Annotated in this window: 21 protein-coding genes and 2 pseudogenes; 21 read left to right on the top strand and 2 right to left on the bottom strand. The window is 39.1% G+C overall.

Annotated features, from left to right (window positions below; genetic code table 11):
- Positions 1-247: 247 nt before the first annotated feature.
- From ACFOSE_RS08070 to ACFOSE_RS08085, 4 genes and pseudogenes are all read left to right on the top strand, one after another.
- A pseudogene (locus ACFOSE_RS08070) lies at positions 248-1,167 on the top strand (ABC transporter ATP-binding protein).
- Positions 1,167-2,027, top strand: a complete 861-nt coding sequence (locus tag ACFOSE_RS08075) for an ABC transporter permease (protein ID WP_380432334.1) — start codon at positions 1,167-1,169, stop codon at positions 2,025-2,027. Before ACFOSE_RS08070 ends, ACFOSE_RS08075 begins: the two are co-directional and overlap by 1 nt.
- Positions 2,020-2,637 carry a TetR/AcrR family transcriptional regulator gene (locus tag ACFOSE_RS08080; protein ID WP_380432309.1) on the top strand — a complete coding sequence of 206 codons (618 nt, stop codon included), beginning with the start codon at positions 2,020-2,022 and terminating at the stop codon, positions 2,635-2,637. The genes ACFOSE_RS08075 and ACFOSE_RS08080 overlap by 8 nt, the downstream gene beginning before the upstream one ends.
- On the top strand, positions 2,627-3,220 hold the full coding sequence (locus ACFOSE_RS08085; protein WP_380432310.1) for an NAD(P)H-dependent oxidoreductase: 594 nt from the start codon (positions 2,627-2,629) through the stop codon (positions 3,218-3,220). The genes ACFOSE_RS08080 and ACFOSE_RS08085 overlap by 11 nt, the downstream gene beginning before the upstream one ends.
- Positions 3,221-3,275: 55 nt before the next feature.
- Here ACFOSE_RS08085 and ACFOSE_RS08090 read toward each other — a convergent pair.
- Positions 3,276-3,539 (bottom strand): annotated as a pseudogene (locus ACFOSE_RS08090) (IS30 family transposase); the annotation flags it as partial.
- A 235-nt stretch (positions 3,540-3,774) separates the two neighbouring features.
- Here ACFOSE_RS08090 and ACFOSE_RS08095 point away from each other — a divergent pair.
- Positions 3,775-4,596 carry a transporter substrate-binding domain-containing protein gene (locus ACFOSE_RS08095; RefSeq protein WP_380432312.1) on the top strand — a complete coding sequence of 274 codons (822 nt, stop codon included), beginning with the start codon at positions 3,775-3,777 and terminating at the stop codon, positions 4,594-4,596.
- Between the two features lie 161 nt (positions 4,597-4,757).
- On the top strand, positions 4,758-4,934 hold the full coding sequence (rpsU, locus tag ACFOSE_RS08100; protein WP_002963309.1) for a 30S ribosomal protein S21: 177 nt from the start codon (positions 4,758-4,760) through the stop codon (positions 4,932-4,934).
- A gap of 112 nt (positions 4,935-5,046) precedes the next feature.
- On the opposite strand, the gene mscL is transcribed toward rpsU, so the two are convergent.
- A complete protein-coding gene (mscL, locus tag ACFOSE_RS08105) occupies positions 5,047-5,427 on the bottom strand; it encodes a large conductance mechanosensitive channel protein MscL (RefSeq protein WP_380432314.1) in 381 nt (126 codons plus the stop codon).
- 210 nt (positions 5,428-5,637) lie between these two features.
- Here mscL and dnaG point away from each other — a divergent pair, with 210 nt between their 5' ends.
- The 15 genes from dnaG to ACFOSE_RS08180 all read left to right on the top strand — a co-directional run bounded on the left by dnaG (position 5,638) and on the right by ACFOSE_RS08180 (position 24,795).
- Entirely contained in the window at positions 5,638-7,419 is a 1,782-nt protein-coding gene (gene dnaG, locus ACFOSE_RS08110) for a DNA primase (RefSeq protein WP_380432315.1), read from the top strand.
- A gap of 8 nt (positions 7,420-7,427) precedes the next feature.
- Positions 7,428-8,534 carry an RNA polymerase sigma factor RpoD gene (rpoD, locus tag ACFOSE_RS08115; RefSeq protein WP_380432317.1) on the top strand — a complete coding sequence of 369 codons (1,107 nt, stop codon included), beginning with the start codon at positions 7,428-7,430 and terminating at the stop codon, positions 8,532-8,534.
- 128 nt (positions 8,535-8,662) lie between these two features.
- The gene (locus ACFOSE_RS08120) at positions 8,663-8,998 is read left to right on the top strand and encodes a metal-sulfur cluster assembly factor (RefSeq protein WP_380432318.1); all 336 of its coding nucleotides are present in this window, start codon (positions 8,663-8,665) and stop codon (positions 8,996-8,998) included.
- Positions 8,999-9,925: a glycosyltransferase family 2 protein gene (locus tag ACFOSE_RS08125; RefSeq protein WP_380432320.1), complete on the top strand. Its 927-nt coding sequence runs from the start codon at positions 8,999-9,001 to the stop codon at positions 9,923-9,925.
- 55 nt (positions 9,926-9,980) lie between these two features.
- Complete coding sequence (gene rfbD / locus ACFOSE_RS08130; RefSeq protein ID WP_380432321.1) at positions 9,981-10,841, top strand: dTDP-4-dehydrorhamnose reductase; 861 nt, start codon at positions 9,981-9,983, stop codon at positions 10,839-10,841.
- 165 nt (positions 10,842-11,006) lie between these two features.
- On the top strand, positions 11,007-12,164 hold the full coding sequence (cps2T, locus tag ACFOSE_RS08135; protein ID WP_380432322.1) for a beta 1-4 rhamnosyltransferase Cps2T: 1,158 nt from the start codon (positions 11,007-11,009) through the stop codon (positions 12,162-12,164).
- On the top strand, positions 12,154-13,113 hold the full coding sequence (locus ACFOSE_RS08140; protein ID WP_380432324.1) for a glycosyltransferase family 2 protein: 960 nt from the start codon (positions 12,154-12,156) through the stop codon (positions 13,111-13,113). The genes cps2T and ACFOSE_RS08140 overlap by 11 nt, the downstream gene beginning before the upstream one ends.
- 12 nt (positions 13,114-13,125) lie before the next feature.
- The gene (locus tag ACFOSE_RS08145) at positions 13,126-13,938 is read left to right on the top strand and encodes an ABC transporter permease (protein WP_380432335.1); all 813 of its coding nucleotides are present in this window, start codon (positions 13,126-13,128) and stop codon (positions 13,936-13,938) included.
- Positions 13,938-15,161, top strand: coding sequence for an ABC transporter ATP-binding protein (locus tag ACFOSE_RS08150; RefSeq protein WP_380432326.1), 1,224 nt, complete (start codon positions 13,938-13,940; stop codon positions 15,159-15,161). Before ACFOSE_RS08145 ends, ACFOSE_RS08150 begins: the two co-directional genes overlap by 1 nt.
- Positions 15,162-15,176: 15 nt before the next feature.
- A complete protein-coding gene (locus ACFOSE_RS08155; RefSeq protein WP_380432327.1) occupies positions 15,177-16,481 on the top strand; it encodes a glycosyltransferase family 2 protein in 1,305 nt (434 codons plus the stop codon).
- 71 nt (positions 16,482-16,552) lie between these two features.
- Positions 16,553-18,307, top strand: a complete 1,755-nt coding sequence (locus ACFOSE_RS08160) for a rhamnan synthesis F family protein (RefSeq protein WP_380432329.1) — start codon at positions 16,553-16,555, stop codon at positions 18,305-18,307.
- 14 nt (positions 18,308-18,321) lie between these two features.
- On the top strand, positions 18,322-20,859 hold the full coding sequence (locus ACFOSE_RS08165; RefSeq protein WP_380432337.1) for an LTA synthase family protein: 2,538 nt from the start codon (positions 18,322-18,324) through the stop codon (positions 20,857-20,859).
- 49 nt (positions 20,860-20,908) lie between these two features.
- Positions 20,909-22,180 (top strand): hypothetical protein, encoded by a 1,272-nt coding sequence (locus ACFOSE_RS08170; RefSeq protein WP_380432330.1) that lies wholly within the window; start codon positions 20,909-20,911, stop codon positions 22,178-22,180.
- 37 nt (positions 22,181-22,217) lie between these two features.
- Positions 22,218-23,144 carry a glycosyltransferase family 2 protein gene (locus ACFOSE_RS08175; RefSeq protein WP_380432332.1) on the top strand — a complete coding sequence of 309 codons (927 nt, stop codon included), beginning with the start codon at positions 22,218-22,220 and terminating at the stop codon, positions 23,142-23,144.
- 538 nt (positions 23,145-23,682) lie between these two features.
- Positions 23,683-24,795 (top strand): glycerate kinase family protein, encoded by a 1,113-nt coding sequence (locus tag ACFOSE_RS08180; protein WP_380432333.1) that lies wholly within the window; start codon positions 23,683-23,685, stop codon positions 24,793-24,795.
- Positions 24,796-24,889 lie beyond the last annotated feature (94 nt).

The following is a 24,889-nucleotide window of genomic DNA, read 5'->3' on the forward strand; positions in this document are numbered from 1 at the left end:
TGGGATTTAGCGGTATACTGTAAGTGGCTCATTAGGACTACCTCCTGTTTGTTTTGTCACTTACAGTATAGTCCTTTTGGGCTTTTTATTGTCGTTGAAAATCAACTAGCACCACGAGTATAATAATTCATTGCAATAAAATAGATTACTCATTATCAATGACGAAGGATTTATTTCTAAATATTGATTTTGTGGATAGATATTGTATTTGTAGTGCAAGAATCAAAACACAGGAAGGTAAAATACAATGACATCGATTATCTCAGTGAAAAATTTAATAAAAAACTATGACCAAAAGGCTGTGGTTGATAACATTAGTTTTGAAGTTGAAGAAGGTAGTCTCTTTTCATTTTTAGGTCCAAACGGTGCTGGAAAATCAACGACAATTAGCATTATCTGTACCGTTTTTCGTGCTTCTAGTGGAGATGTAATCATAGATGGATTAGATGTTAGAAAACATAGTTATGAAATTAGAAAAAAATTGGTGTAGTTTATCAAAAGAATGTACTTGATAATTTACTAACCGTTTCAGAAAATTTGAAATTTAGGGCAAATTTGTATGGTATAAAAGGGAATGAGTTTGAAGAAAGATTGGAAGAATTAGCTAATCAGTTAAATTTCAGACATTATTTGAATCAATCATTTTATACGTTATCAGGAGGGCAAAAGAGGAGGATTGAAATAGCGCGGGCGATATTCCATAAGCCTAAACTATTACTGCTTGATGAGCCAACGACTGGATTAGATCCCGAATCAAGGAAAAACGTTTGGGAGATTATTTGGAATTTAAAAAATAATTTGGGGATAACAATTTTTTTGACGACCCACTATCTTGAGGAAGCAAAAGGTTCAGATTTAATTACAGTAATTAATCAAGGAGAAATTGTTGCGACGGGGACTGCTATCGAACTTCAAAAAAAATATTCCTGTGATAGATTAGTATTATATCCTTATAAACAAACGACCAGTCAATTAATTTCCAATGTAAAAAAATTACAAATGGATTATAAAAATACTGAAGATAATATTATTATAGAAAATCCAAGCATTGATAGTGTTCGAAAAATTTTAAAATATAATTCGTTGATAAACTCATTTGAATTTTTTAAGGGAAATCTAGATGATGCCTTTATTAATATTTTAAAGCATGTGGAGGATAAAGCGTGATGGTTAGGAGACATATAGCTATTTATATTCGAGATAAGGGAACATTAATCTCCTCTCTTGTTGCTATTTTTGTTACTATTGGTCTATATATTTTGTTTTTAGGAAATTATCTAGAAACTACCATTAATCAATCTATTGGGGAAAACTCTGGCAATTTCTTATTTGTCAATACATGGGTTCTTTCTGGAATTATTATTGTTAGCTCAGTTACCATTTCTTTGGGATTATTTGGTGTAAAAGTCAAAGATGATGAGACTGGAATTTATACTAGCTTTGCTGTTAGTCCAATTTCTAAAATGACCATTGTGTTAAGTTATATCATAGCAGCTTGGATGATGAGCTTTGTTATTACTCTCTCCGTGTTGTTAGTTTGGAACTTTGTGATGGGATTATTAGGCTATCAGATAGTAACATTTTCTATTCTCCCATTACTTCTCATTTACATTATTTTAAATATTTTATCTGCTACAAGTCTCACATTTTTTATAGTGAATTTTGTTAAATCTGTAACTGCCTTTAGCTCAGTTTCAACTATTTTAGGAACCTTGACTGGATTTCTAGCAGGTATCTATCTACCCATAGGAGCCTTACCCAATTATGTTCAATATTTTATGAAATTTTTTCCTCCAACATATGGCGTAGCTCAAATTCGTAGTATTTTGACCAAGGAATCATTAAAAGCTATTACGAAGGGGGATAGTTCCTCCACTATTGAACAACTTAAACTATATATAGGGATTAAAGTGAAAATTTTTAATCATGTGCTGGAAAATTATGAGATAATTTATCTTTTATTAGCTGTAACAGTGCTATTTACACTATTATCAGCATTTCAATTAAGGGAGAGAAAAAATGAATGAAAAAACTAGGTTTCATCATGGCGATTTAAAGAATGAAATTATTAGACAAGGGTTGAAAATCATAAACGATAAAGGATTTCAAGCTGTTGAATTAAAAGATATATCAAATGCTTGTCATGTAACTCCCCCTTCTATTTACAAGCATTTTAATGGGAAAAGTGATTTGATGTCTACTCTACTTATTGAGGTTTCACATATTTTTTATGATTTTTTAAACCAAGAATTTAATCATTCAATTGGGGATACAGAAGAAAATTTAATCAATATAGGGGTAAGGTTTTTAATGTTTTCCCAAGCTTATCCGCATTTTTTTGAATTCTTATTCTACAGTAAATTTGCACGCCATGTCCAGTTAGATGTAGACAGTCATATTGATCATTATAATGAAAATAATAGTTTTAATCTGTTTAAAGAAATTGTGGTTCAATATCTAAACAATAATGGGATAAAACAGGATTACAATAAGCATATTGTCAATCTCTGGTCTTATATTAGTGGTTTGTCAATTATCGCTGGTAGTATAGACAGCGATGAGAAAAATATGATTTTAAAAAACTACATTCAAAGTATGGTGAAATTATACACTTTAGGAATTAAACATGAGTATTAAGAAAGAAGGAGAACATATGAGACCGAATAAAACTACTATTATTTATGCGCATCCGTATAATCAAAGTTTTAATCACGCGATACTAGAAAAGATTGAGGCAACATTAATAGCCAAGCATATTGATTATACTATCATTGACCTATATAAGGAACAGTTTAATCCGGTGTATTCTACTGAGGAACTTTCACTTTTTAAAAGTGGAGAAACGTTGGATCCTTTAGTTCGTGACTATCAAAAAAAATTATTAGATACCAGTCATTTAATCATTATTACTCCGATATGGTGGAATAATATTCCAGCTATTTTAAAAGGTTTCTTTGATAAGGTTCTTAAAATGAAATTTGCCTATACACCAAGTAAAACAGGAGTTAAGGGACTGCTTACTCACATAGAATCTGCTCGAATTATTACAACAGCTACCTCACCTAAATTTTTTATAAAATATTTTTCCGGAAATTGTATTGGTGGTTCTGTCAAATCAACTTTAAAGCAAATTGGAGTAAGAAAGGTTGCTTGGGAGCATTTTGGTGGGATTAGTACATCAACTGGAGAAAAGAGAAAAAAATTCTTGGATTCTTTATAACGCACGTTGTCAAGTCAAGTGCAACAAGTTCAGTGACAACCTAGGATTCTATTTTTCAGGCTGTTTGGACTAGCCCAAACAAAATGTTGAGGTCTTATAATCATGAAGACGTCTTGGTCTGTTATTGATAGCTGATAGGTGGTTTACCCAGTTCTGTATCTGTCAATGAATAAAGTGACATCCCTTTTGGGAGGAACTCTCTCAGAAGACCGTTAAAATTCTTATTAGTTCCACGTTCATAAGAAAAATAGGGATGAGCAAAGTAAACATCTACGTTTTTAAGTTATGATAAAAGGCTAAGTTCAGAACCATTATCGGCTGTGTGGAGGCATTGGATATCAGACAGCTTTTTAGGAAGTCTTTAACGCCTCCAGCCTTCATAAGCGGGGCATACAAAGACGTTCTATTAGGCTAACTAGCTATGGTGTTCCTTGACAGATGTATTTTTATAAGATAAAATAGTATAAAAATAAGACGCCGTTATAGTGAAGTGATGTGATATATCCTAAAGATAGTTTTCCCTCACTTTCAAAAACTGAATAAAGGGAGAAAAGATGTCAGTAAAAAAATTTTTTGTGGCTTTCATGGTTGCGGTGACGGCTGTTAGCTTGGTTGCTTGTGCTAGTTTCTCAAAATCTTCTCAAAAAGAAGACACCTCTTTAAGCGATGTGCAAAAGCGCGGCACCTTAGTCGTAGCAACCAGTCCAGATTTTGCCCCATTTGAGTTTAAAACTTTGAAAAATGGTAAGGATACCGTTGCTGGTATTGATGTTGAATTGACAAAAGAAATCGGTAAAGAGCTGGGTGTGGATGTACACTTTTTAAATGTCTCTTTCAGTAACGTTCTTGCCAGTGTGGCCGTCGGCAAAGCGGACTATGGAATTTCGGGAATTTCAGTGACAGAGGACCGCAAAAATTCTTACGAGTTTACCGATACCTATTTTGAGTCTAAAAATGTTGTGGTTATTCGTAAGTCGGATCTTAACACCTATACATCAGTCGATAGTTTCGCAGGAAAATCTGTTTCAGCTCAAAAAGGAACGATTCAAGAAGGCGTATTAACTGATCAAATCCCTAAGGCTTCAGCTGTTTCGCTGACCCAAAATAGTGAAGGAGTTAATGAACTAAAAGGTGGACAAATCAGCGGTATCGTTATGGAGAGTGCCATCGCTGAAGGTTATGTTTCAACCAATGATGACTTAACGATTGCCAATATTACACTCAAGGAAGTTGATGGTAGTTCTTATGCCATCGCTCTACCAAAGGGTTCGATTGCCCTCAGAAACAAGATTAACACAATTATTAGAAGGCTTAAGAAAGAAGGAAAAATTGACGAGTATGTCAAAAAGGCCAATAAAGATTCTGAAAGTCAGTAAAAAAGAGAGCGGGACAGAAAACTAAAAATTGAAGATTTTTGGTTCAGCTTCTTTGTTTATTCACCTACCATCATATTTTTATGGTTGACTTTATTATAAAATTTAGTTATCCTAATACAGAACGTAAATTGCGTTACATTATTCTTGAGGAGGTGAAATCCATGGCAAAAACAGTGGTACGTAAAAATGAATCACTTGACGATGCTCTTCGTCGCTTCAAGCGTTCAGTCACAAAAGCGGGAACTCTTCAAGAAGCTCGTAAACGTGAACACTATGAAAAACCTTCTGTAAAGCGTAAACGCAAATCAGAAGCAGCTCGCAAACGTAAAAAATTCTAAGTGAGTAGAAACAAATTTAAAAATCCTTGACTAGCTTATATTGGTCAAGGATTTTTTGCCTCTTAAGAATAAATAAAAAAGCCTAGCAAGGAGCCAGACTTCATCGTACTTCTTATTTGTTAGCAAGCAAGTCACGAATTTCAGCAAGCAATTCTTCTTGTGAAGGTCCGGCAGCTTCCTCAGCTTCTTCCTCTTGTTTTTTACCAAGAGCGATAGCTTTGTTAGCAGCTTTAACAACAAAGAAAAGAGTTGTACCAACGATAAGGAAGTTGATAACAGCGCTTAGGAAACTACCATAGGTAATGCCGTGCCATGTCAATTTGGAAAGGTTATCAACGCCTGCCGCTTCTACGACTGGGTTGAGGATAAGAGGAGTGATAATATCGCTAACAAGTGAAGTGATGATAGCGTTGAAAGCAGCTCCCATAACAACGGCTACGGCAAGCTCAAGGACATTGCCCTTAAACAAAAAGTCTTTTAATTCTTTAATCATTATGAAAATAGAATCCTTTCAAAATTTATTACTTGATGAGTATAGCTAAATGTTCGGCTCAAGTCAAGCTAATTGCCCAGAAAGTTAGCTTGATTTGAGTTTTAATTGCCCTGTTATATTTATCAGGGCTCTTTTATTTTACAAATACTAGCCTAAAATGCTATAATAAAGGGAAAAACCACATTATAAGATTGGTCTGGAGGTGATGATTTGGCCATCGATAAGGAAGTTATTTCTGAGATAAAAAATAGTGTTAATATCGTTGATGTTATTGGTGAGATCGTCAGTTTATCACGTTCAGGTCGTAATTATTTGGGGCTCTGTCCTTTCCATAAGGAAAAGACGCCATCCTTCAATGTTATTGAAGATAAGCAATTTTTCCATTGCTTCGGCTGTGGTAAGTCAGGGGATGTCTTTAAGTTTCTTGAAGAATACCGCAATATCACCTTTATGGAGAGTGTCAAGATTTTAGCTGAGCGTATTGGAGTGGATTTGGCGATTGAAGCACCTAGTCAGCAACCCAGTTCGCAAAATCCCTATCAAAAACTCTTTGATATCAATCAGGATGCTAGTAAATTTTATCATGCGGTTCTGATGACGACCAAGGTAGGAGAAGCTGCTAAGCAGTATCTTTATCAACGGGGGCTTACTGATGAGATGATTGCTTATTTTAATATTGGACTAGCTCCAGATGAGAACAATTATCTTTACCAGAGTCTATCTTCAAAATATGATGAAGATACCATTTTGAACTCTGGTCTCTTTAATTTATCAGAACAGGGAAAACTTTTTGATAGCTTTAGGAATCGGATTATGTTTCCTCTGACCAATGAAAATAGTCAAATTGTTGGCTTTTCAGGTCGGATTTGGGCACAGATTGATAGTGAGCGTAAGGAAGCCAAATACAAGAACACGCGATCAACAACCATCTTTAACAAGTCTTATGAACTCTATCATTTAGATAAGGCCAAGTCGATTATCACTAAAACACATGAGGCCTATCTGATGGAAGGCTTTATGGATGTCATTGCTGCTTATCGGGCTGGAATTGAGAACGCTGTCGCTTCTATGGGGACAGCTTTGACGCCGGAACATGTCAATCATCTGAAAAAATTTACTAGGAAGGTCGTTTTGACTTATGATGGTGATAGTGCTGGTCAAAATGCCATAGCTAAATCACTGGAAGTCTTGCAGGATATGACTGTGGAAATTGTCCGGATTCCTAATCAGATGGATCCAGATGAATTTATCAAGGCAAACTCGGCAGAAGAATTGGCTAAGCTTTTGACCCAATCTCGGATTTCAAGTACTGAATTTTGGCTTCAGTACTTGAAGCCAGAAAATGTTGATAATCTACAGGCTGAAATCGCTTATGTAGAACGTGTAGCCAAATTGATTGCTCGTGTGACCTCGATTACAGCTCAGAACACCTATATCAATATGGTAGCAGAGATTTTACCTGATTTTGATTATTTTCAAATTGAACAGTCGGTCAACAACGAGCGCCTGCAGGTAAGAGCAGCCAGCCAGCAGACTTTTGTTCGGCCGCAGGAATCAAGAGTTGTAGAGCTGCCAGTCACCAAGAACTTGACGGCGATGCAGAGGGCAGAGAACCAACTTTTTCACCGCTTTTTGCATCATGACTTTGTCTTAAATGAGTTTCGTAATCGCGATGACTTTGCTTTTGAAAATGCCCAATTGGAAGAGCTCTACCAAATCCTGTGCCAAAATGGTGAGATTTCTGATCTTGATTTGGCAGAAATGTCAGATGATTTAAGACAGGTCTACTATCAGGTGCTGGAAGAGCATTTACCCGAGGAATTGGCTGATGATGAAATAATCCAACTGGAAAATCGAATAGACAAATACCGGCAAGAACAGGATGTGCGTAAGCGCAGCAAGCTCATCCGTGAGAGTAGTAATCACGGCGATGATGATCGGGCGATGATGGAGTTTGAAGCCCTCATTGCTCAGAGAAGAAATATGGAGTAGGAGAAACTATGGCGAGAAAAACAAGTTCAACCTTTAATGTACAAGTAGCAGACTTTATCCGCAATCATAAAAAAGAAGGAACAGCAGTTGATGATGAAGTGACTGAAAAACTGGTTATCCCCTTTGTTCTTGATGCTGACCAAATTGATGATTTGTTGGAGCGCTTGACAGATGGTGGTATCTCAATTACCGATAAAGATGGTAATCCATCCAGCAAATATGTTGTTGAGGCACCTAAACCGGAAGAGTTGACAGATGAGGAACTCATTGGTAGCAATTCTGCTAAGGTCAACGATCCTGTCCGTATGTATTTGAAGGAAATTGGGGTGGTGCCACTCTTGACCAATGAAGAGGAAAAAGAATTAGCCATCGCAGCAGCAGAAGGAGATTTGCAGGCTAAACAGCGTCTGGCTGAAGCTAACCTGCGGTTGGTGGTTTCTATTGCTAAGCGTTATGTGGGGCGTGGTATGCAATTCTTAGACTTGATTCAGGAAGGCAATATGGGCTTGATGAAGGCAGTTGACAAATTTGACTACTCGAAAGGTTTCAAATTCTCGACTTATGCGACTTGGTGGATCCGTCAGGCTATCACCCGTGCCATTGCCGATCAAGCTCGAACGATTCGTATTCCTGTTCATATGGTGGAAACAATCAATAAATTAGTCCGCGAACAACGCAACCTTTTGCAGGAACTCGGTCAGGATCCAACACCAGAACAAATTGCCGAGCGAATGGACATGACACCGGACAAAGTTCGTGAGATTCTGAAGATTGCTCAAGAACCGGTATCTTTGGAAACTCCAATCGGTGAGGAAGACGATAGTCATCTTGGTGATTTCATTGAAGATGAAGTGATTGAAAATCCAGTTGACTATACAACCCGCATTGTTCTACGCGAACAACTAAATGAAGTTTTGGATACCTTAACCGACCGCGAAGAAAACGTCCTACGTCTGCGCTTTGGATTGGATGATGGTAAAATGCGCACCTTGGAGGATGTGGGCAAGGTCTTTAATGTGACCCGTGAACGTATCCGTCAGATTGAAGCTAAAGCCTTACGCAAACTTCGCCACCCAAGCCGAAGCAAACAACTAAAAGACTTTATGGAGGATTAAAAAGGTCTTGTAGACCTTTTTAACGGCCGCCTGAAAATGTAAAAGCGGACCGGTCTTAGGTTTGCTCTTGTTTTACAGCTGATTTAACATGTAAAATAGATACTCAAACTCAAAGGAGGATGGATCAGATGTCAGAAAAAAAATACACACCTGAAGAAGTTGAAAAAATCAAGGATAAAATTCTTGAGGTGTTGGAGATGGTTATTGACCCAGAGTTGGGTGTTGATATTGTCAATCTTGGTTTAATTTATGAAATTCGCTTTGAAGATGATGGTTATACTGAAATTGATATGACTCTGACAACAATGGGCTGCCCATTAGCTGATTTACTGACGGATCAGATTTATGATGTTATTCGTGAAGTTGAAGAAGTGACTAAGGCCGAAGTCAAGCTGGTTTGGACACCAGCTTGGACAATCGATCGGATGAGCCGCTATGCACGTATTGCTTTGGGGATTCGCTAGATGAAAAAACTGAGTATTGTAGTGCCTTGCTATAACGAAGAGGCAACTATCCAACCTTTTTTAGCAGAGACACAGAAAGTTGAAAAAGCTATGTCTCAGGACTTAGTTTTTGACTATCTCTTTATCAATGATGGTTCTAAAGATAGAACTTTGGAAATTCTGAGAAAAACTGCTGCTCAATTTGACAATGTTCATTACCTGTCTTTTTCAAGGAATTTTGGTAAAGAAGCCGCCCTTTTAGCTGGTTTGGAGGAAGCAGAAGGTGACTTGGTTACCGTTATGGATGTTGATCTACAAGATCCGCCTGAGCTGCTTCTGAGCATGTACAAGAAGATTCAGGAAGGCTATGATGTTATTGGAACCCGCCGTTCGGACCGTAAGGGTGAGCCTGTTATTCGCTCCTTATTTGCTAAGACTTTCTACTGGTTGGTTAATAAGATTTCAGATACCGAAATGGTAGATGGAGCGCGTGATTTTCGTTTGATGACGCGTCAGGTTGTAGATAGTATTTTAGAACTAGGAGAGATCAACCGTTTTTCTAAGGGACTGTTTTCTTGGGTTGGCTATGATGTTTCCTACATTCCCTATGAGAATCGGGAGCGTGTAGCCGGTGATACTTCTTGGAATTTTTGGTCCCTTTTAAAATATTCGATTGATGGCTTTATCAATTTTTCCTATGCACCATTGAATCTGGCGACTTGGGCAGGAATTATTAGTTTTCTCTTATCAATTTTTGCTATTTTGTTTGTTGTTATCCGCTATCTTTTGTTTGGTGATCCAGTCAGTGGTTGGGCTTCAACTATTTCAGTTATCCTGTTTTTAGGTGGCTTGCAGCTTTTGGCTTTGGGGATCATCGGAAAATATATTGCTAAAATTTTCCTAGAAACCAAGAAAAGACCAGTTTATATTGTCAAAGAAAAGGGGTGAAATTTCACCCTTTTTTTGTTAGAATAAGGAGAATGAACGCTAAAGGAGAATAAAGATGATTCTAATTACCGGAAGTAATGGTCAGCTTGGGACAGAGCTCCGTTATTTGCTTGACGAGCGCGATGAAGACTATGTTGCTGTTGATGTAGCGGAAATGGACATCACTAATGCCACTAAAGTTGATCAAGTGTTTGCCCAAGTCAAACCAACCTTGGTTTATCACTGCGCTGCTTATACGGCTGTGGATGCGGCAGAAGATGAGGGCAAGGAATTGGATTATGCCATCAATGTTACTGGGACTGAAAATATCGCTAAAGCAGCCGCTAAATACGGTGCTAGCCTAGTTTATATTTCTACAGATTATGTTTTTGATGGTGAAAAACCTCTTGGTCAAGAGTGGTTGGAAACAGATATACCTGATCCTCAAACAGAATACGGTCGCACCAAACGTTTGGGTGAAGAAGCGGTTGAAAAATATTTAGATAAATACTATATCATTCGCACAGCCTGGGTATTTGGTAATTATGGGAAAAATTTCGTCTTTACCATGCAGAATCTCGCTAAGAGCCATCCGCGTATCACGGTAGTCAATGACCAACACGGCCGCCCTACGTGGACGCGAACTCTGGCTGAGTTTATGACCTACGTAACCCAAAATCAAAAACCTTACGGTTATTATCATCTTTCCAACGATGCGGCTGAAGATACAACCTGGTATGACTTTGCTAAGGAAATTCTTAAGGATACAAATGTTGAAGTAGCGCCGGTTGATTCTAGTCAATTCCCTGCCAAGGCTAAGCGCCCACTCAATTCAACCATGAGCCTAGCTAAAGCTAAGGCAACTGGTTTTGTGATTCCCACTTGGCAAGATGCCCTGCAAGAATTTTATAAGCAACAAAAAAAAATAGAGTTTTAAGTCAGTAAAAGATCCAGTCTGTTGATGACTGGATCTTTTATTTTAATAGCGTACCGAAGAACTCTTTTCTCTGTTTTCAGTGATATTTTTCTGGTTAGAGATGAAAACAAGGCTGATTTTATGGTATAATAGGATAATTGTAATGTTAGAATGGAGATCGTGTGTATGCGACATATTTTTATCATCGGAAGCAGGGGTCTGCCTGCCCAGTATGGCGGCTTTGAGACCTTTGTGGAAGAATTGGTGAAAAATCGTCTATCGGATGCTGTCATCTATCATGTCGCTTGTCTGAGTGAAGATCAGCCAACTGGTCATCATTTTACTTACATGGGTGCTGACTGTTTTACAGTTAATCCCCCTAAACTTGGTCCGGCACGCGTAATTAGCTACGATATGCAGGCCATTAACTACGCCTTAAAAGTAATTGAGCGAGATCAGATTGATAAACCCATTTTTTATGTTCTGGGAAATACGATAGGGGCTTTTGTTGCACCTTTCGCTAAAAAGATTCACAGAGCAGGTGGTCAGCTTTTTGTCAATCCTGATGGCCTTGAGTGGCGACGCTCTAAATGGGCCAAGCCGATTCAAGCCTACCTCAAATATTCTGAAAAAATCATGACGAAAAAGGCGGACCTAGTGATTTCGGATAATCAGGGGATTGAATCCTATATTCAATCAACTTATCCTTGGTCCAAGACGACCTTTATTGCCTATGGGACTGAGTTAGAGCCATCTCCTCTGATTGCTACATCATCCAAGGTCCGTGAACTTTTTGATGTTTGGCAGATTAGTGAGAAAGACTATTATTTGATTGTGGGTCGCTTTGTTCCTGAGAATAATTATGAAGTAGCTATAAGGGAGTTTATGACATCAGCTACTCAGCGTGATTTGGTCATCATTTGTAACCATCAAGGGAATGCATACTTTGAAGAGTTACGCCAAAAGACGCGATTTGATCAAGATGAGCGCATTAAATTTATTGGTACTGTCTATGATCGCGATCTTCTGACCTATGTCCGAGAACAAGCCTTTGCCTATATTCATGGTCATGAAGTTGGTGGAACTAATCCGGGTCTACTGGAAGCTTTGGCTCATACTGACCTCAATCTAGTTTTTAGTGCTGATTTTAATAAAAGTGTTGCGCAAGATACGGCTTTTTATTGGACCAAGGAGGCTGGCAGCTTAGTTCAGTTAATTGATCAAAATGATGGTCAAACGGATTTTAATCAACTGGGGCAAGCTGCTCGTCAACGAATGGCAGAGTATTATAGCTGGCCTAAGATTGTAGGAGAGTACGAGGAGTTATTTTTGAATGAAGGTTAATATACTCATGTCCACCTACAATGGGGAGCGTTTTCTGACAGACCAGATTGATAGCATCTTGGCTCAGACCTTTACCGACTGGCGACTTCTGATTCGAGACGATGGTTCGCAAGATCGGACACGGGCAATCATCGCTGACTATGCCAGCCGTGATGAGCGCATCTCTCTTATCAATCAAGACCAGACTGAAAATTTGGGGGTGATTAAAAATTTCTACACCCTGCTTAAGCATGAGGTGGCAGATTATTATTTCTTCTGTGACCAAGATGATATTTGGGTACCAGAGAAATTGGAAATCTGTCTAAGAGAGGCCCAGCTCTATGATACTAATCAACCTCTTCTGGTTTATACGGACCTTAAGGTGGTTGATCAGGATCTTAAGATTCAACACGATAGTATGATTCGAACTCAATCAGGCCATGCCAATACCAGCCTTTTGCAAGAGTTGACAGAGAATACTGTTACAGGTGGAACAGCCATGATTAATCAGGCGACTGCCCAAGCATGGCAGAATCAACCACTCGATAAGATTATCATGCACGACTGGTTCTTGGCTTTAATTGCAGCAGCTAAAGGAAATCTGATCTATTTGGATCAGGCTACAGAGCTCTATCGTCAACACGAAAGCAATGTTGTGGGGGCGCGAACCTTATCCAAGCGCATTAAGAATTGGATACGGCCTCACAAACTTTTGGCCAAATACTGGTGGCTCATTGATGCCAGCCAAAAGCAGGCAGAGTTGTTATTGGATTTAGACTTGCCCCAAGAGGAACAGCAACTCGTTAGGGCCTATGTAACCTTATTGGATCAATCTTGGTCTGTTAGGCTCCGCGCTCTTAAAAAATACGGCTTTGCCAAAAACAGACCCTTTCATACCTTGGTTTTTAAAACTTTAATTATAACGAAAATCGGCTATAGCCATTATCAAAAGAAAGGCTATCAAACATAGGAGAACATTATGATGGATTTATTTAGTAAGAAAAATCGTATTTTACTAAAAGAACTAATCAAAACAGATTTTAAACTACGTTATCAAGGTAGCGTCATTGGCTATCTTTGGTCAATTCTTAAACCGTTACTATTATTTATGATTATGTATCTGGTTTTCATTCGTTTCCTGCGTTTGGGTGGTGATGTGCCTCACTTTCCGGTAGCTCTCCTCTTAGCTAATGTGATTTGGTCTTTCTTTACCGAAGCGACCAGCATGGGGATGATCTCTATTGTTACTCGCGGGGACTTGTTGCGCAAGTTGAACTTTTCAAAGTCAATCATCGTTCTTTCGGCTGTCTGTGGTTCCTTGATTAACTTTGGAATCAATCTGATTGTAGTGCTCATCTTTGCATTGGTTAATGGTGTTCAGATTACTTGGACTGCCTTCCTCTCCTTACCCCTTTTCATTGAACTATTTGTAATGGCTTGGGGTGTGGCCCTTCTCTTATCAACTCTCTATGTTAAATTCCGTGATATCGGACAGATCTGGGAAGTTTTCTTGCAGGCTGGTATGTATGCAACGCCAATCATCTACCCTTTGACTTTCATTACTAATCAAGGAGCAAAAGGGGTCTTTGCTGGTAAAATTATCATGCTCAATCCTTTGGCGCAGATGATTCAGGACTTGCGTTATCTCTTGATCGATAAGGCCAATTTGACGATTTGGCAGTTGATCAATCATTGGTGGTACTATGCTATTCCTTATGTCTTACCATTTATTATTTTTGGTATTGGGCTAGCTGTTTTCAATCGTAGTTCTAAGAGATTTGCGGAGATTCTATAATGACAGAAGAAAATAATATTGCAGTAAAAGTTGACCACGTCAGCAAGTATTTTAAACTACCTGTTGAGGCATCTAATAGTCTGCGAACAACCATGATCAATCGCTTTAAAGGCATCAAGGGTTACAAGGAGCAACATGTTCTGCGCGACATCAACTTTGAAGTTGAAAAAGGAGATTTCTTTGGTATTGTCGGCCGTAACGGTTCTGGGAAATCGACACTTTTGAAGATTATTTCCCAAATTTATGTACCAGAACAGGGTAAGGTTACAATTGATGGGAAATTGGTTTCTTTTATCGAATTGGGTGTCGGCTTTAATCCTGAATTGACTGGTCGTGAAAATGTCTACATGAATGGGGCTATGCTTGGTTTTTCAACCGAAGAAGTAGATGCCATGTACGATGACATTGTTGAGTTCGCAGAACTTAAAGAATTCATGAACCAAAAGCTCAAGAACTATTCCAGTGGGATGCAAGTCCGTCTGGCTTTCTCAGTGGCTATCAAGGCACAGGGAGATATCCTAATTTTGGATGAAGTTCTGGCCGTTGGGGACGAGGCCTTCCAGCGTAAATGTAATGACTACTTTATGGAACGCAAGGAAAGTGGTAAGACCACTATTCTGGTTACCCACGATATGGGGGCTGTCAAGAAATATTGTAACCGTGCTGTTTTGATCGAAGATGGTTTGATCAAGGCTTATGGTGAACCTTTTAACGTTGCCAACCAATATAGCTTTGACAATACCGACAAGGTCGTTGATGAAAATGGCGAAATCATCGAAGCACAAAGTCAAAAAGAACAGGTCACACACATTGAAAACCTATCTGTTAAGCTCTTATCGGATAATCCGATGACACCACAAGATAAAATCAAATTTGAAATTTCTTATGATGTCTTAAATGATGTCCCTACTTACATCGCTCTATCGCTGACCGATATTGATCGCAATATCTGGGTTTATAACGATAATTCAATGGATTATAAGACTTCAGGTGCTGGTCATAAGACCGTGACCTACGAATGTGATATTGCGCATTTGAATGATATTAAGCTCAAGTTAGAAGTAACTGTGCGAGATGACGATGAACAGATGTTAGCCTTCTCTGACGCTAATCAGACGCCTATCATCGTTGTTCATCGCAAAGATATTGAAGCTGATGATCTATCGGCTCTAGATTCAGCCAGCGGACTATATCAAAGAAATGGTCAGTGGCAATTCAACTAAAATAAAGGAAAAAATATGAAGGTTTCTATTATTTGTACTAATTTTAATAAGGGAACTTGGATTGTGGATGCTATTGAGAGTTTTCTGGCGCAAGAGACAACATTTCCTTTTGAAATCATTCTGGTGGATGATGCTTCTAGTGATCAGTCTCCTGATATTATGCGTCAGTATGAACAAAACTATCCTGATAAAATTAGATTATTCTTTAATGAGACCAACAAGGGTATCGCCAGTACATGGATAGATATCTGTAAAGAGGCTAAGGGCCAGTATATTGCTCGCTGTGATGGTGATGACTATTGGACAGACCCCCATAAACTGCAGAAGCAAGTGGAATTACTGGAGAGCAGACCGGATTCTAAATGGTCCAATTCTGACTTTGATATGGTAGATTCACATGGAAATATTACTCAGCCTGATGTTTTTCGCAATAAAATTATTCCCTTGATTACAAGCTACGAAGATATGCTAGTTCTTAAGGGGATGACCATGGCTTCAACTTGGCTGGTGGAGACGCAATTGATGAAAGAGGTTAATGCTGAGCTTGATGTGCAAGCAGTGGACGATACCTTTAATATCCAGTTGGAACTTTTTAGAAGAACTAATTTGAGTTTTTTAGAAGATTCAACCACAGTTTATCGGATGGATGATGAGTCTGATTCCCGAACTGAAAATCCTCAAAAACTGCAGGATCGTTTTGATAGTTTGCGAGACACACAGCTAAGCTATATTGATAAATATCCTAATACTAACTTTTCTCAGGCTCTAAAAACCTTGATTAAACAGTATAATGAAATTGAAAAAGTCCTCTCTGCCAGAGAGCAGGTCAATTCCTATTTGCATGCCCAACAGCTCACTATTTATCTGGCAGGAGAGGACCAGCAGTTTTCAGAGGAAAATGTTCAGCGCTATCTCCTTGATGAATTATCCGGCAATTTAGAATTAAATCTACCAGCTGCCACTGAGTGGATCCGTATTGATATTTCAGAACTACCGAGCTATTTCAAATCAATAACTCTCTTGGATGCGACCTATCAGACTGAACTATCACCTCAATTTACCAATGGTTTTCGAATCGGTAAAACCTATCTGTTTAATCAGCCGGATCCGCAGATTATTTTTGATCTGTCAGTCACTGACTCGGAGTCCTTTGTACTGTCTTATGAATTGCTCAATGCGGATAAACCACTATCTAATCATTATGTTGGTAGCCTATTGACAGATTATTTGATAGACTATCAGACCAAGTTGGTGGACTTTCAAAAGTTACGTCTGGAATATGAGAAGATCTTAAGCAAGGATAACTCATCAACAGAATAAGATGGCTTCAGGCTTATTAATAATAGTCTGAAACAGCCAGAGCTACTAATAGATTTCTTTAGGAGAAGAAAATGAAACGTTTGCTCTTGTACGTGCATTTCAATAAATATAACCATTTGAGTCCACATGTCCACTATCAGTTGGAACGTATGCGCCCACTCTTTAGTCGGGTTGTCTTTATTTCTAATAGTCCCTTTCAAGATGAAGATCAAGCGATTTTGCGTCAAGAGGGCTTGATTGATGATTTTATCCAACGTCAAAACAGTGGTTTTGACTTCGCAGCTTGGCGCGACGGTATGTCTTATATTGGCTGGAATAGATTGGCGGACTATGATGCTATTACGACCATGAATGATACCTGTTTTGGTCCTTTATGGGACCTAGCCCCAATTTATGAGCGCTTTGAAGCAGATGAGCAGGTTGACTTTTGGGGGTTGACCAATCACCGCAAGACCAAGATTTTTTCCGAACATATTCAAAGTTACTTTATCAGTTTCAGTAAGAAGGTTATTGAGTCTGAGGCCTTTCAGAACTTCTGGCAGCCTATTAAGGAATTTACGGATGTTCAGGATGTCATCGGCTACTATGAAACCAAGGTGACTACAACCTTAACGGATGCTGGCTTCAAATATGATACGGTCTTTAATACAGTTGATGCTTCAACGGAAGGTATGCTGCACCCTGATTTTAGCTATTATAATCCAACTGCGATTCTCAATGCTAGGGTACCCTTTATCAAGGTTAAAGCTATTAATGCCAACCAGCATATCACACCTTATATCCTTAATCAGCTTGAAACGAGTTCGGACTACCCTATTGATCTATTGGTCAGCTATATGACCAACATTAGTCAACCAGATCTCCCCTATCTTCTGGCTCGTAAGTATCTCAATAAGTCAGCTTATAAACCTGTTCCAGTCACTAAGAAAGTGGCCGTACATCTGCATGTTTTCTATGTGGACCTACTACAGGAGTTTCTCGATGCTTTTAAGGCTTTCCACTTTAGTTATGATCTCTTTATCACGACTGATTCACAAACTAAGCTTGATGAAATAAAAGAAGTTTTAGCTGAGAATCAGCAGCCGGCTGAGATTACTGTAACAGGAAATATTGGCCGCGATGTCCTACCTATGCTCAAATTGAAAGATAAACTCAAGGGCTATGATTATATTGGCCATTTCCACACTAAGAAATCCAAAGAAGCTGATTTCTGGGCTGGAGAGTCTTGGCGTAAAGAATTGATTGAAATGCTGGTTAAGCCGGCCGATGAAATTCTGACACAGTTGAGTGGGAAACCTGATCTGGGGTTGGTTATTGCCGATATTCCAAGTTTCTTTCGTTTCAATAAAATTGTGGTGGCATGGAATGAAAATCTGATTGCCCCTAAAATGGAGGAACTTTGGGAAAAAATGGGTTTGAAGAAATCCATTGATTTCAAGGCGATGGATACCTTTGTTATGAGTTATGGTACCTATGTTTGGTTTAAATATGATGCTCTGGAACCTCTCTTTGATTTGAATCTGACAGATGAAGATGTCCCAGCAGAGCCCCTGCCGCAGAACTCCATTTTACATGCGATTGAACGCCTCTTAATCTATATTGCTTGGGATAGGCACTATGACTACGGTATTTCGCAAAATCCTGTTGAGTTGACACCTTTCATTGACAATAAGATGTTCAACACTCGTGGAAATTCATCGCCTAATACCTATGTTGATTTCACCTATATGGGCGGTATTAAAGGAGCCTTTAAATATATCCTGATAGGTCCTGCTAAAGCGACTAAATATATTATTAAACGCTTATTGGAGAAAGTTAAATCATGAACTACATGAACTATATGGAAAAATTGAAAAATTTATGGGCTAAGATAGACAAGCACAACCTGATTATCTTTGTTTTCCTATTTCTTCTTAACTTTGCCTTGAGAAATTATGACATGTTAATAGGTCGCAGAGCGGACAACTCTCTAACGGCCAAGGTGATTTCTAAAAACTTTGGGATTGTTCTGACACGCTGGGAAAATCTGCCTGAGCAATTTAAGGTATTTGGCTGGATAAGTCTGATTTTCTATATTCTGGCGCTTCTAGTCTTGTCAGTTTATCTATCACAAACCTCAAAGAAACGCGTTACTATTAAAATACTTTTGGGCTACCTAACCTATATGGTCGTCTCTTATTTTCTGACGGTTACTAGGGAACTGAATAATGAATCCTTTAAACTCTGGGATTTAGAAAAGAATCATTTTTTCCAGCTCTATTTTCTGCCGACTATGATATTACTGGTCATTTTAACGCCAGTCATGACTTATCTGTTTAGAAGTAAAGGCTCCCATTCGTTAGGACAAGCCATGAGCTTTTTGGAGGCATTTTCAGGCGAAGAGAATCTAGTTGCAGGCTTGATTGCTTCTTTCGTACTCAGCGATACTCTTTTAAACAAAATTTTACAGATTTCTTTAGAGGATTATTATAAGGACTTTTATGCCTATGAAGGTCACTTATTTATCTATACTCTCTTGCTCTTTATTCTCTTTACTATCATTGTTAAGGCCTGTTTTAATGCCTACAGCGCTATAAGAACCAATAAGCCCAATCTTTCCTTGGCCTTCGTGTCAAGTCTGATATTTGCGGTCGTATTTAACTATGTTTTTCAGTATGGTTTGAGAAACGATGCACCATTGCTCGGAAGGTATATTGTTCCTGGTGCAACAGCCTATCAAATCTTGGTCTTGACGGCTATAGGATTTTTCCTGTATTTAGTTATCAATCGTTACCTATCAGTGACCATTCTAATAATTATTTTGGCTTTGATTGTTTCCATTGCCAATATTCTCAAGGTAGGTATGCGTAATGAACCCCTGTTAGTGACCGACTTTACATGGGTAACTAATCTGAGCTTGCTAATCAATTTCGTCAAACCACGGATTGTGTTCAGTATCGTCTTGGGCTTGCTAGCTCTTGGTCTCTTTTATTTCTTTTTGCGCAAACGTGTTTTGCAGGGAGAAATTATAGCTAAGCGTCGTATAAGATTGGCCTTGCTTTCTTGTATTCTGGTCCTAGGCTTTGGTATCTTTACTGTATTTAGAAATGAAGAAGACAGTAAGGTGGCAGAAGGGATTCCGATTATCTCACAAGTCAACAACTGGGTTGATATCGGTTATCAAGGTTTCTATTCCAATGCCAGTTATAAATCTTTGATGTACGTCTGGACTAAACAGGTTACCAAATCTATCATGGACAGACCATCGGGCTATGATAAAGAGCATGTGCTCAAGGTAGCTAAGAAATATGATAAAATAGCTACTAAAATCAATAAAGATCGGACAGAAAATATTTCGGATCAAACTGTCATTTATATTTTAAGCGAGAGCTTTGCTAACCCGGAGCGTGTGCCAGATGTAACTCTCAGTCGTGACGTGATTCCTAATATTGAACAGATCAAGGAAGAGTCAACTAGTGGACTGATGCATTCGGATGGTTACGGTGGTGGAACTGCCAATATGGAATTCCAAACCTTGACTGGTCTACCTTACTATAATTTCAATACTTCTGTATCAACCCTCTACACAGAAGTTGTTCCGGATATGTCTGTTTTCCCATCAATTAGTAACGAATTCCAAGCTAAGAATCGTATTGCAGTCCATGCCTCATCAGCTTCAAATTACTCTCGTAAATATATCTATGACAAATTACATTTTTCAAAATTTATTGCCTCAAGCGGTACAAAGGATAAAATTAAGGATCCCGAAAAAGTTGGTCTTAATATCAGTGATAAAACAACCTATGAAAATATCTTAGATAATATTGATCCTTCTAAAAATCAGTTCTTTTCTGTGATGACCATGCAAAATCACGTGCCTTGGTCTTTAGGGGAACCAAGCGATGTCACGGCTTCCGGTAAAGGATTTACCGAAGATGAAAACAGCTCTCTGACTAGTTATGCGCGCTTATTGACCTATACTGATAATGAAACCCAGGATTTCTTAGATAAATTGTCAGCTATGGATAAGAAAGTATCTGTTGTTTTCTACGGTGACCACCTACCTGGCTTATATCCTGAGAGTGCCTTTGCTAAAGATCCAACGCTTCAATACAAGACCGATTACTTTATTTGGAGCAACTACAAAACCAAGAAATTGAACCACCCTTATGTTAATTCGAGCGACTTTACAGCTGAGCTTCTGGATCAGACCGACTCCAAGGTTTCACCTTATTATGCGCTTCTAACCAAGGTTTTGGATAATACCACTGTCGGTCACGGCAAGCTGACCAAAGAGCAAAAAGAAATCGCTAATGATTTGAAGCTCATACAGTATGATATTTCTGTGGGAGAAGGCTATGTTAAAGATTATAAGGTTTTTTTCGATATCCCTAAATGATTTTAACGATTAGGGTCATCTTAGTTTTTCAAATAGAAGGAGAACATTTATGGAAAAGGTAATCAATCTGATTAAGAATAATTACCGATTGTGGCTATTTTATCTGGCTATCGCTACACTGTTTATTCTAGAATTGATTGTCTATATCAATGATCGTGGCGATCAAACAGCTTTCGCTAATGAATTAAAGCACCACGGTTTCTTTGAATATGCTATTTATCGCTATCAAACCTGGTCCAGCCGTCTGCTGATTGAATCGGTGACCATGTTTATGTCAGGTCACTACCTCATCTTTGATATTAGCTTCTTAGTTTCAACCTTTTTAGCCCTCTATGCTTTGAGTAAGATTATTTTTTCTGAAAAGCAGTTCCTATATGGTAAGTATCTTTTGCCAATCATCTTTATTACTGTTTTTCCGGGAGTGCTCTTCACTAGTGCCGGCTTGATTCCAACTGTAACTAACTATTTATTCCCTCTCTATGCTCTAGTGATTGGCTGGTATCTCCTCAATCAGAAAAGTTACTTCAGTGTTTTGGTAGCTATACTAGCTTTTGCCTTCGCTTTCATGCAGGAGCAGTTCACTGTTTTTGGCTTTCTGCTTATAGGCTTCATTTTGATTGTTGAGTTTGTCAGAGATAAGAAGCTGAATCTCAGATACCTAGGAGCTTTTGTCTTAACCTTGATCGGTCTCTTATCAGCTGCTTTTTCACCAGGCTCTGCAATAAGATCCACCAAAGAAATCGCTACTTGGTATCCTGGCTTTGATAAGTTGCCTCTGATGACTAAAATTTTGAAAGGATATTTAGAGACCAACCGCATCCTCTTTGTTTCAGCAGAAATCAATGCTCTTTTTGCTCTCTTGCTTGTCCTCATTATTCTAACGGTGATCAAGAGACAGTGGCTGTCTACTTTTGCTGGAGGAATCATTCTCTATACGCTCATTATCAATAAGTTAGAGATGAGTAGCCTTTTGACAGCTATCCAAAAAACGGTTGATTTGCAAAATACTAAGGATACACTTTATTTTAGTATCAAAGATAATCTTTATCCCTTAATCCTTTATACCGCCTTGCTTGTGACAATAGCCCTGATAACCTTCTTTCTCTTCAAAGAAAAGCTAGCAGGCTTAAGTGCAGTAGTGATTTTACTAGCTGGTTATGCGACGAGGATGTTGGTATCAATGTCACCAACCATCTATGCATCGCAACTAAGAACTTATATCCCGTTGATATTTGCAATCTTTCTTGTAATCTTGTTGCTTGTAAGAGAAATTTCACCATGGATTCAAGCTAAGTATCCCTTAAAGCAATCGCAAAAATAATAGTGATTTGAAATGATTTGATTTGCAAGGAGAAAAAATGAAAAAGCTCTCAATAGTTGTTCCTTGTTACAATGAAGAGGAAACAGTTCACCCCTTTTTGGAAGCAACGCAGAAGATAGAAAGTCTGATGTCTGCCGAACTCATCTTTGATTATTATTTTGTCAATGATGGTTCTAAGGATAAGACCTTAGCAGTTTTGCGTGAAGTTGCTGCCCGTTTTGACAATGTCCACTACCTATCCTTTTCCCGTAATTTCGGGAAAGAAGCCGCCCTTTTGGCTGGTTTGGAAGCCGCAGATGGGGATTTAGTGACAGTGATGGATGCTGACTTGCAGGATCCACCTGAGTTGCTTCAAGACATGTATGCGAAAATTAAGGAGGGATATGATGTTGTTGGGACTCGCCGTGCTGACCGCAAGGGAGAGCCGATTATCCGATCCTTCTTTGCTCGGACTTTCTACTGGTTGATCAATAAAATTTCTAGCACCGAGATGGTTGATGGCGCGCGTGATTTCCGCTTGATGACCCGTCAGGTAGTCGACAGTATTTTGGAGCTGGGAGAAGTCAATCGCTTTTCTAAGGGACTCTTCTCTTGGGTCGGCTATGATGTGGCCTATGTTACCTATGAAAATCGGGAGCGCGTGGCTGGAGAAACCTCCTGGAATTTCTGGAGCTTGCTGCGTTACTCTATGGATGGTTTCATCAATTTCTCAGAAGCCCCCCTCAACTTGTCCTTGTGGGCAGGCTCTCTCTCCTTTATAGCCTCTATTATTGGTATTATCATTGTTATCGCCAGAAAGTTAGCAATTGGTGGTAGTGTTTCAGGTTGGGCCTCTACTATCTGCATTATCCTCTTTATCGGGGGACTACAGCTGCTTGCGCTGGGTATCATTGGTAAGTATATCGCCAAAATTTTCCTTGAAACCAAAAAGCGCCCTGTCTATATCGTTAAAGAAAAGGGTTAGGAAGACAGCTCTTACAGCCTATGGCTTGTAAAGGGCTTTTCTTTCTGCCTTCAAGCTTTTTCTAAAAAGTTTAAAAATTTTCTGAGTTAATACATTGGCAGTAAATGATCTCTATACCTATAATGATAAGCTAAAGCGACTCATTAATTTACTTTTCAAAAAATAATGCAGTGTTAAACACATTAGAAAGAAGCTGTTTCTATAACAGCAGCATGGAAGAAATGAGAAAACGTATTCTAAGTAAGATCGTCAAGGAGCTTGATCGGGAGAACTTGGCCAAGAGTTTGGATATCATTGTAATTGATCAAAGTTATAGTTCTAAAGCCTTCTAATTTTGCGGATTTTGGCAGTAAACTTTCAGAACCAAAAAGAAACTGGAGCAATCCTTAGGAACAAGATGAATATTAATGCAATTAAAATAAAGCACCATTATGAAGATTAAGTTTAATCCTTAAATTGAACAGTAAAGATAGTTACGGACTATCTTGATTTACGCTATAATAGAATCAATAAATCATTCACAGCGAGGAGGGCATGTATGCACATTTTATTGGTGCCGGATTCATTTAAGGAGAGCTTGTCGGCAGCGGAGGTGGCTGAGGCTTTGGCGCGCGGTTTCCAAGCTAGTCAGCTCAATTGTACGGTGGAAAAGCTTCCCATAGGTGATGGGGGTGAGGGAACGGTAGCAGCCTTAGCAGCTAGTCTGGGCATGGTCTATACTCAGGCGATGGTAACTGGGCCCTTTGGGCAAGTCTCTGAGATAACCTATGCGCTTAAAGAGAATCAAGCCTTAGTAGAGATGGCTGAAGTGGCTGGTCTGGCTAAAATTCCGCTCAGTCAGCGCAATCCGCTGCAAGTCAGTAGTCAAGGGCTTGGTGAGCTGATTTTGCAGCTTGCTCAAGAGGGTGTTACAAAAATCATGGTAGGTGTCGGTGGGTCAGCCAGTCAAGATGGCGGTATTGGTATGGCTGCGGGATTGGGATATCATTTCTTGGATACCAAGGGGCAGGTTTTGGAGCCACTTGGAGTCAATCTAGAACACGTTGCCAAAATTTCAGATCAAGAAGTTCCGACTTATCTGCAAGATCTTGAGCTTACGATCATTACTGATGTGACTAATCCTTTGTGTGGTCCGCAGGGAGCTACCTATGTTTTTGCTGGACAAAAGGGTCTGCCCGAGGATGAATTTGCGGTGGCTGATCAGGCCATGGAACAGTTTTACCAGTTGGCTAATCCACAAATTTTGCAGCAGGATGGTGCTGGCGCCGGAGGTGGTATGGCCGCTGGCCTAGCCACTTTTGCAGGTGGTAAGATTGTTTCTGGAATCGATACAATTTTGGACTTGGTTGACTTTGATCGGCGCGTTCAGACGGCTGATTTGGTTGTTGTCGGTGAAGGGCGCATGGATAAGCAATCCCTAGCTGGTAAGGCACCGGTTGGAGTAGCTAGACGTACTCCGTCAGAAATTCCTGTTCTTGCAATCTGCGGGAGTCTCAAAGATGATCTGCCGGATTTTCCAACAGCTAATGTTCAGGCTGCCTTTTCCATTATTTCTCAAAGCCAACCGCTTGAGACCATCCTAACTCAAGCTAGCACTAACCTTGAACGCACTGCCAGAAATATCGGTAATGTTCTGGCTTTGGGGCGATAAATAGAAAAAGGCTGGGACAAAAGGGCACTGCCCCCCTAACATGAGCCAGAAGAAAAACACTCCTGTTGAAATCTAGTAAACTAGAAACAGGAGT

This window comes from Streptococcus dentapri, from assembly GCF_042649885.1.
Lineage (GTDB): Bacteria > Bacillota > Bacilli > Lactobacillales > Streptococcaceae > Streptococcus > Streptococcus dentapri.

Excerpts from the sequence above, each read along its gene's own strand:
- ACFOSE_RS08075 (WP_380432334.1), top strand. The coding sequence starts at position 1,167 with ATGGTTAGGAGACATATAGCTATTTATATTCGAGATAAGGGAACATTA.
- ACFOSE_RS08080 (WP_380432309.1), top strand. The coding sequence starts at position 2,020 with ATGAATGAAAAAACTAGGTTTCATCATGGCGATTTAAAGAATGAAATT.
- ACFOSE_RS08085 (WP_380432310.1), top strand. The coding sequence starts at position 2,627 with ATGAGTATTAAGAAAGAAGGAGAACATATGAGACCGAATAAAACTACT.
- ACFOSE_RS08095 (WP_380432312.1), top strand. The coding sequence starts at position 3,775 with ATGTCAGTAAAAAAATTTTTTGTGGCTTTCATGGTTGCGGTGACGGCT.
- rpsU (WP_002963309.1), top strand. The coding sequence starts at position 4,758 with ATGGCAAAAACAGTGGTACGTAAAAATGAATCACTTGACGATGCTCTT.
- mscL (WP_380432314.1), bottom strand. The coding sequence starts at position 5,427 with ATGATTAAAGAATTAAAAGACTTTTTGTTTAAGGGCAATGTCCTTGAG.
- rpoD (WP_380432317.1), top strand. The coding sequence starts at position 7,428 with ATGGCGAGAAAAACAAGTTCAACCTTTAATGTACAAGTAGCAGACTTT.
- ACFOSE_RS08120 (WP_380432318.1), top strand. The coding sequence starts at position 8,663 with ATGTCAGAAAAAAAATACACACCTGAAGAAGTTGAAAAAATCAAGGAT.
- ACFOSE_RS08125 (WP_380432320.1), top strand. The coding sequence starts at position 8,999 with ATGAAAAAACTGAGTATTGTAGTGCCTTGCTATAACGAAGAGGCAACT.
- rfbD (WP_380432321.1), top strand. The coding sequence starts at position 9,981 with ATGATTCTAATTACCGGAAGTAATGGTCAGCTTGGGACAGAGCTCCGT.
- cps2T (WP_380432322.1), top strand. The coding sequence starts at position 11,007 with ATGCGACATATTTTTATCATCGGAAGCAGGGGTCTGCCTGCCCAGTAT.
- ACFOSE_RS08140 (WP_380432324.1), top strand. The coding sequence starts at position 12,154 with ATGAAGGTTAATATACTCATGTCCACCTACAATGGGGAGCGTTTTCTG.
- ACFOSE_RS08145 (WP_380432335.1), top strand. The coding sequence starts at position 13,126 with ATGGATTTATTTAGTAAGAAAAATCGTATTTTACTAAAAGAACTAATC.
- ACFOSE_RS08150 (WP_380432326.1), top strand. The coding sequence starts at position 13,938 with ATGACAGAAGAAAATAATATTGCAGTAAAAGTTGACCACGTCAGCAAG.
- ACFOSE_RS08155 (WP_380432327.1), top strand. The coding sequence starts at position 15,177 with ATGAAGGTTTCTATTATTTGTACTAATTTTAATAAGGGAACTTGGATT.
- ACFOSE_RS08160 (WP_380432329.1), top strand. The coding sequence starts at position 16,553 with ATGAAACGTTTGCTCTTGTACGTGCATTTCAATAAATATAACCATTTG.
- ACFOSE_RS08165 (WP_380432337.1), top strand. The coding sequence starts at position 18,322 with ATGGAAAAATTGAAAAATTTATGGGCTAAGATAGACAAGCACAACCTG.
- ACFOSE_RS08170 (WP_380432330.1), top strand. The coding sequence starts at position 20,909 with ATGGAAAAGGTAATCAATCTGATTAAGAATAATTACCGATTGTGGCTA.
- ACFOSE_RS08175 (WP_380432332.1), top strand. The coding sequence starts at position 22,218 with ATGAAAAAGCTCTCAATAGTTGTTCCTTGTTACAATGAAGAGGAAACA.
- ACFOSE_RS08180 (WP_380432333.1), top strand. The coding sequence starts at position 23,683 with ATGCACATTTTATTGGTGCCGGATTCATTTAAGGAGAGCTTGTCGGCA.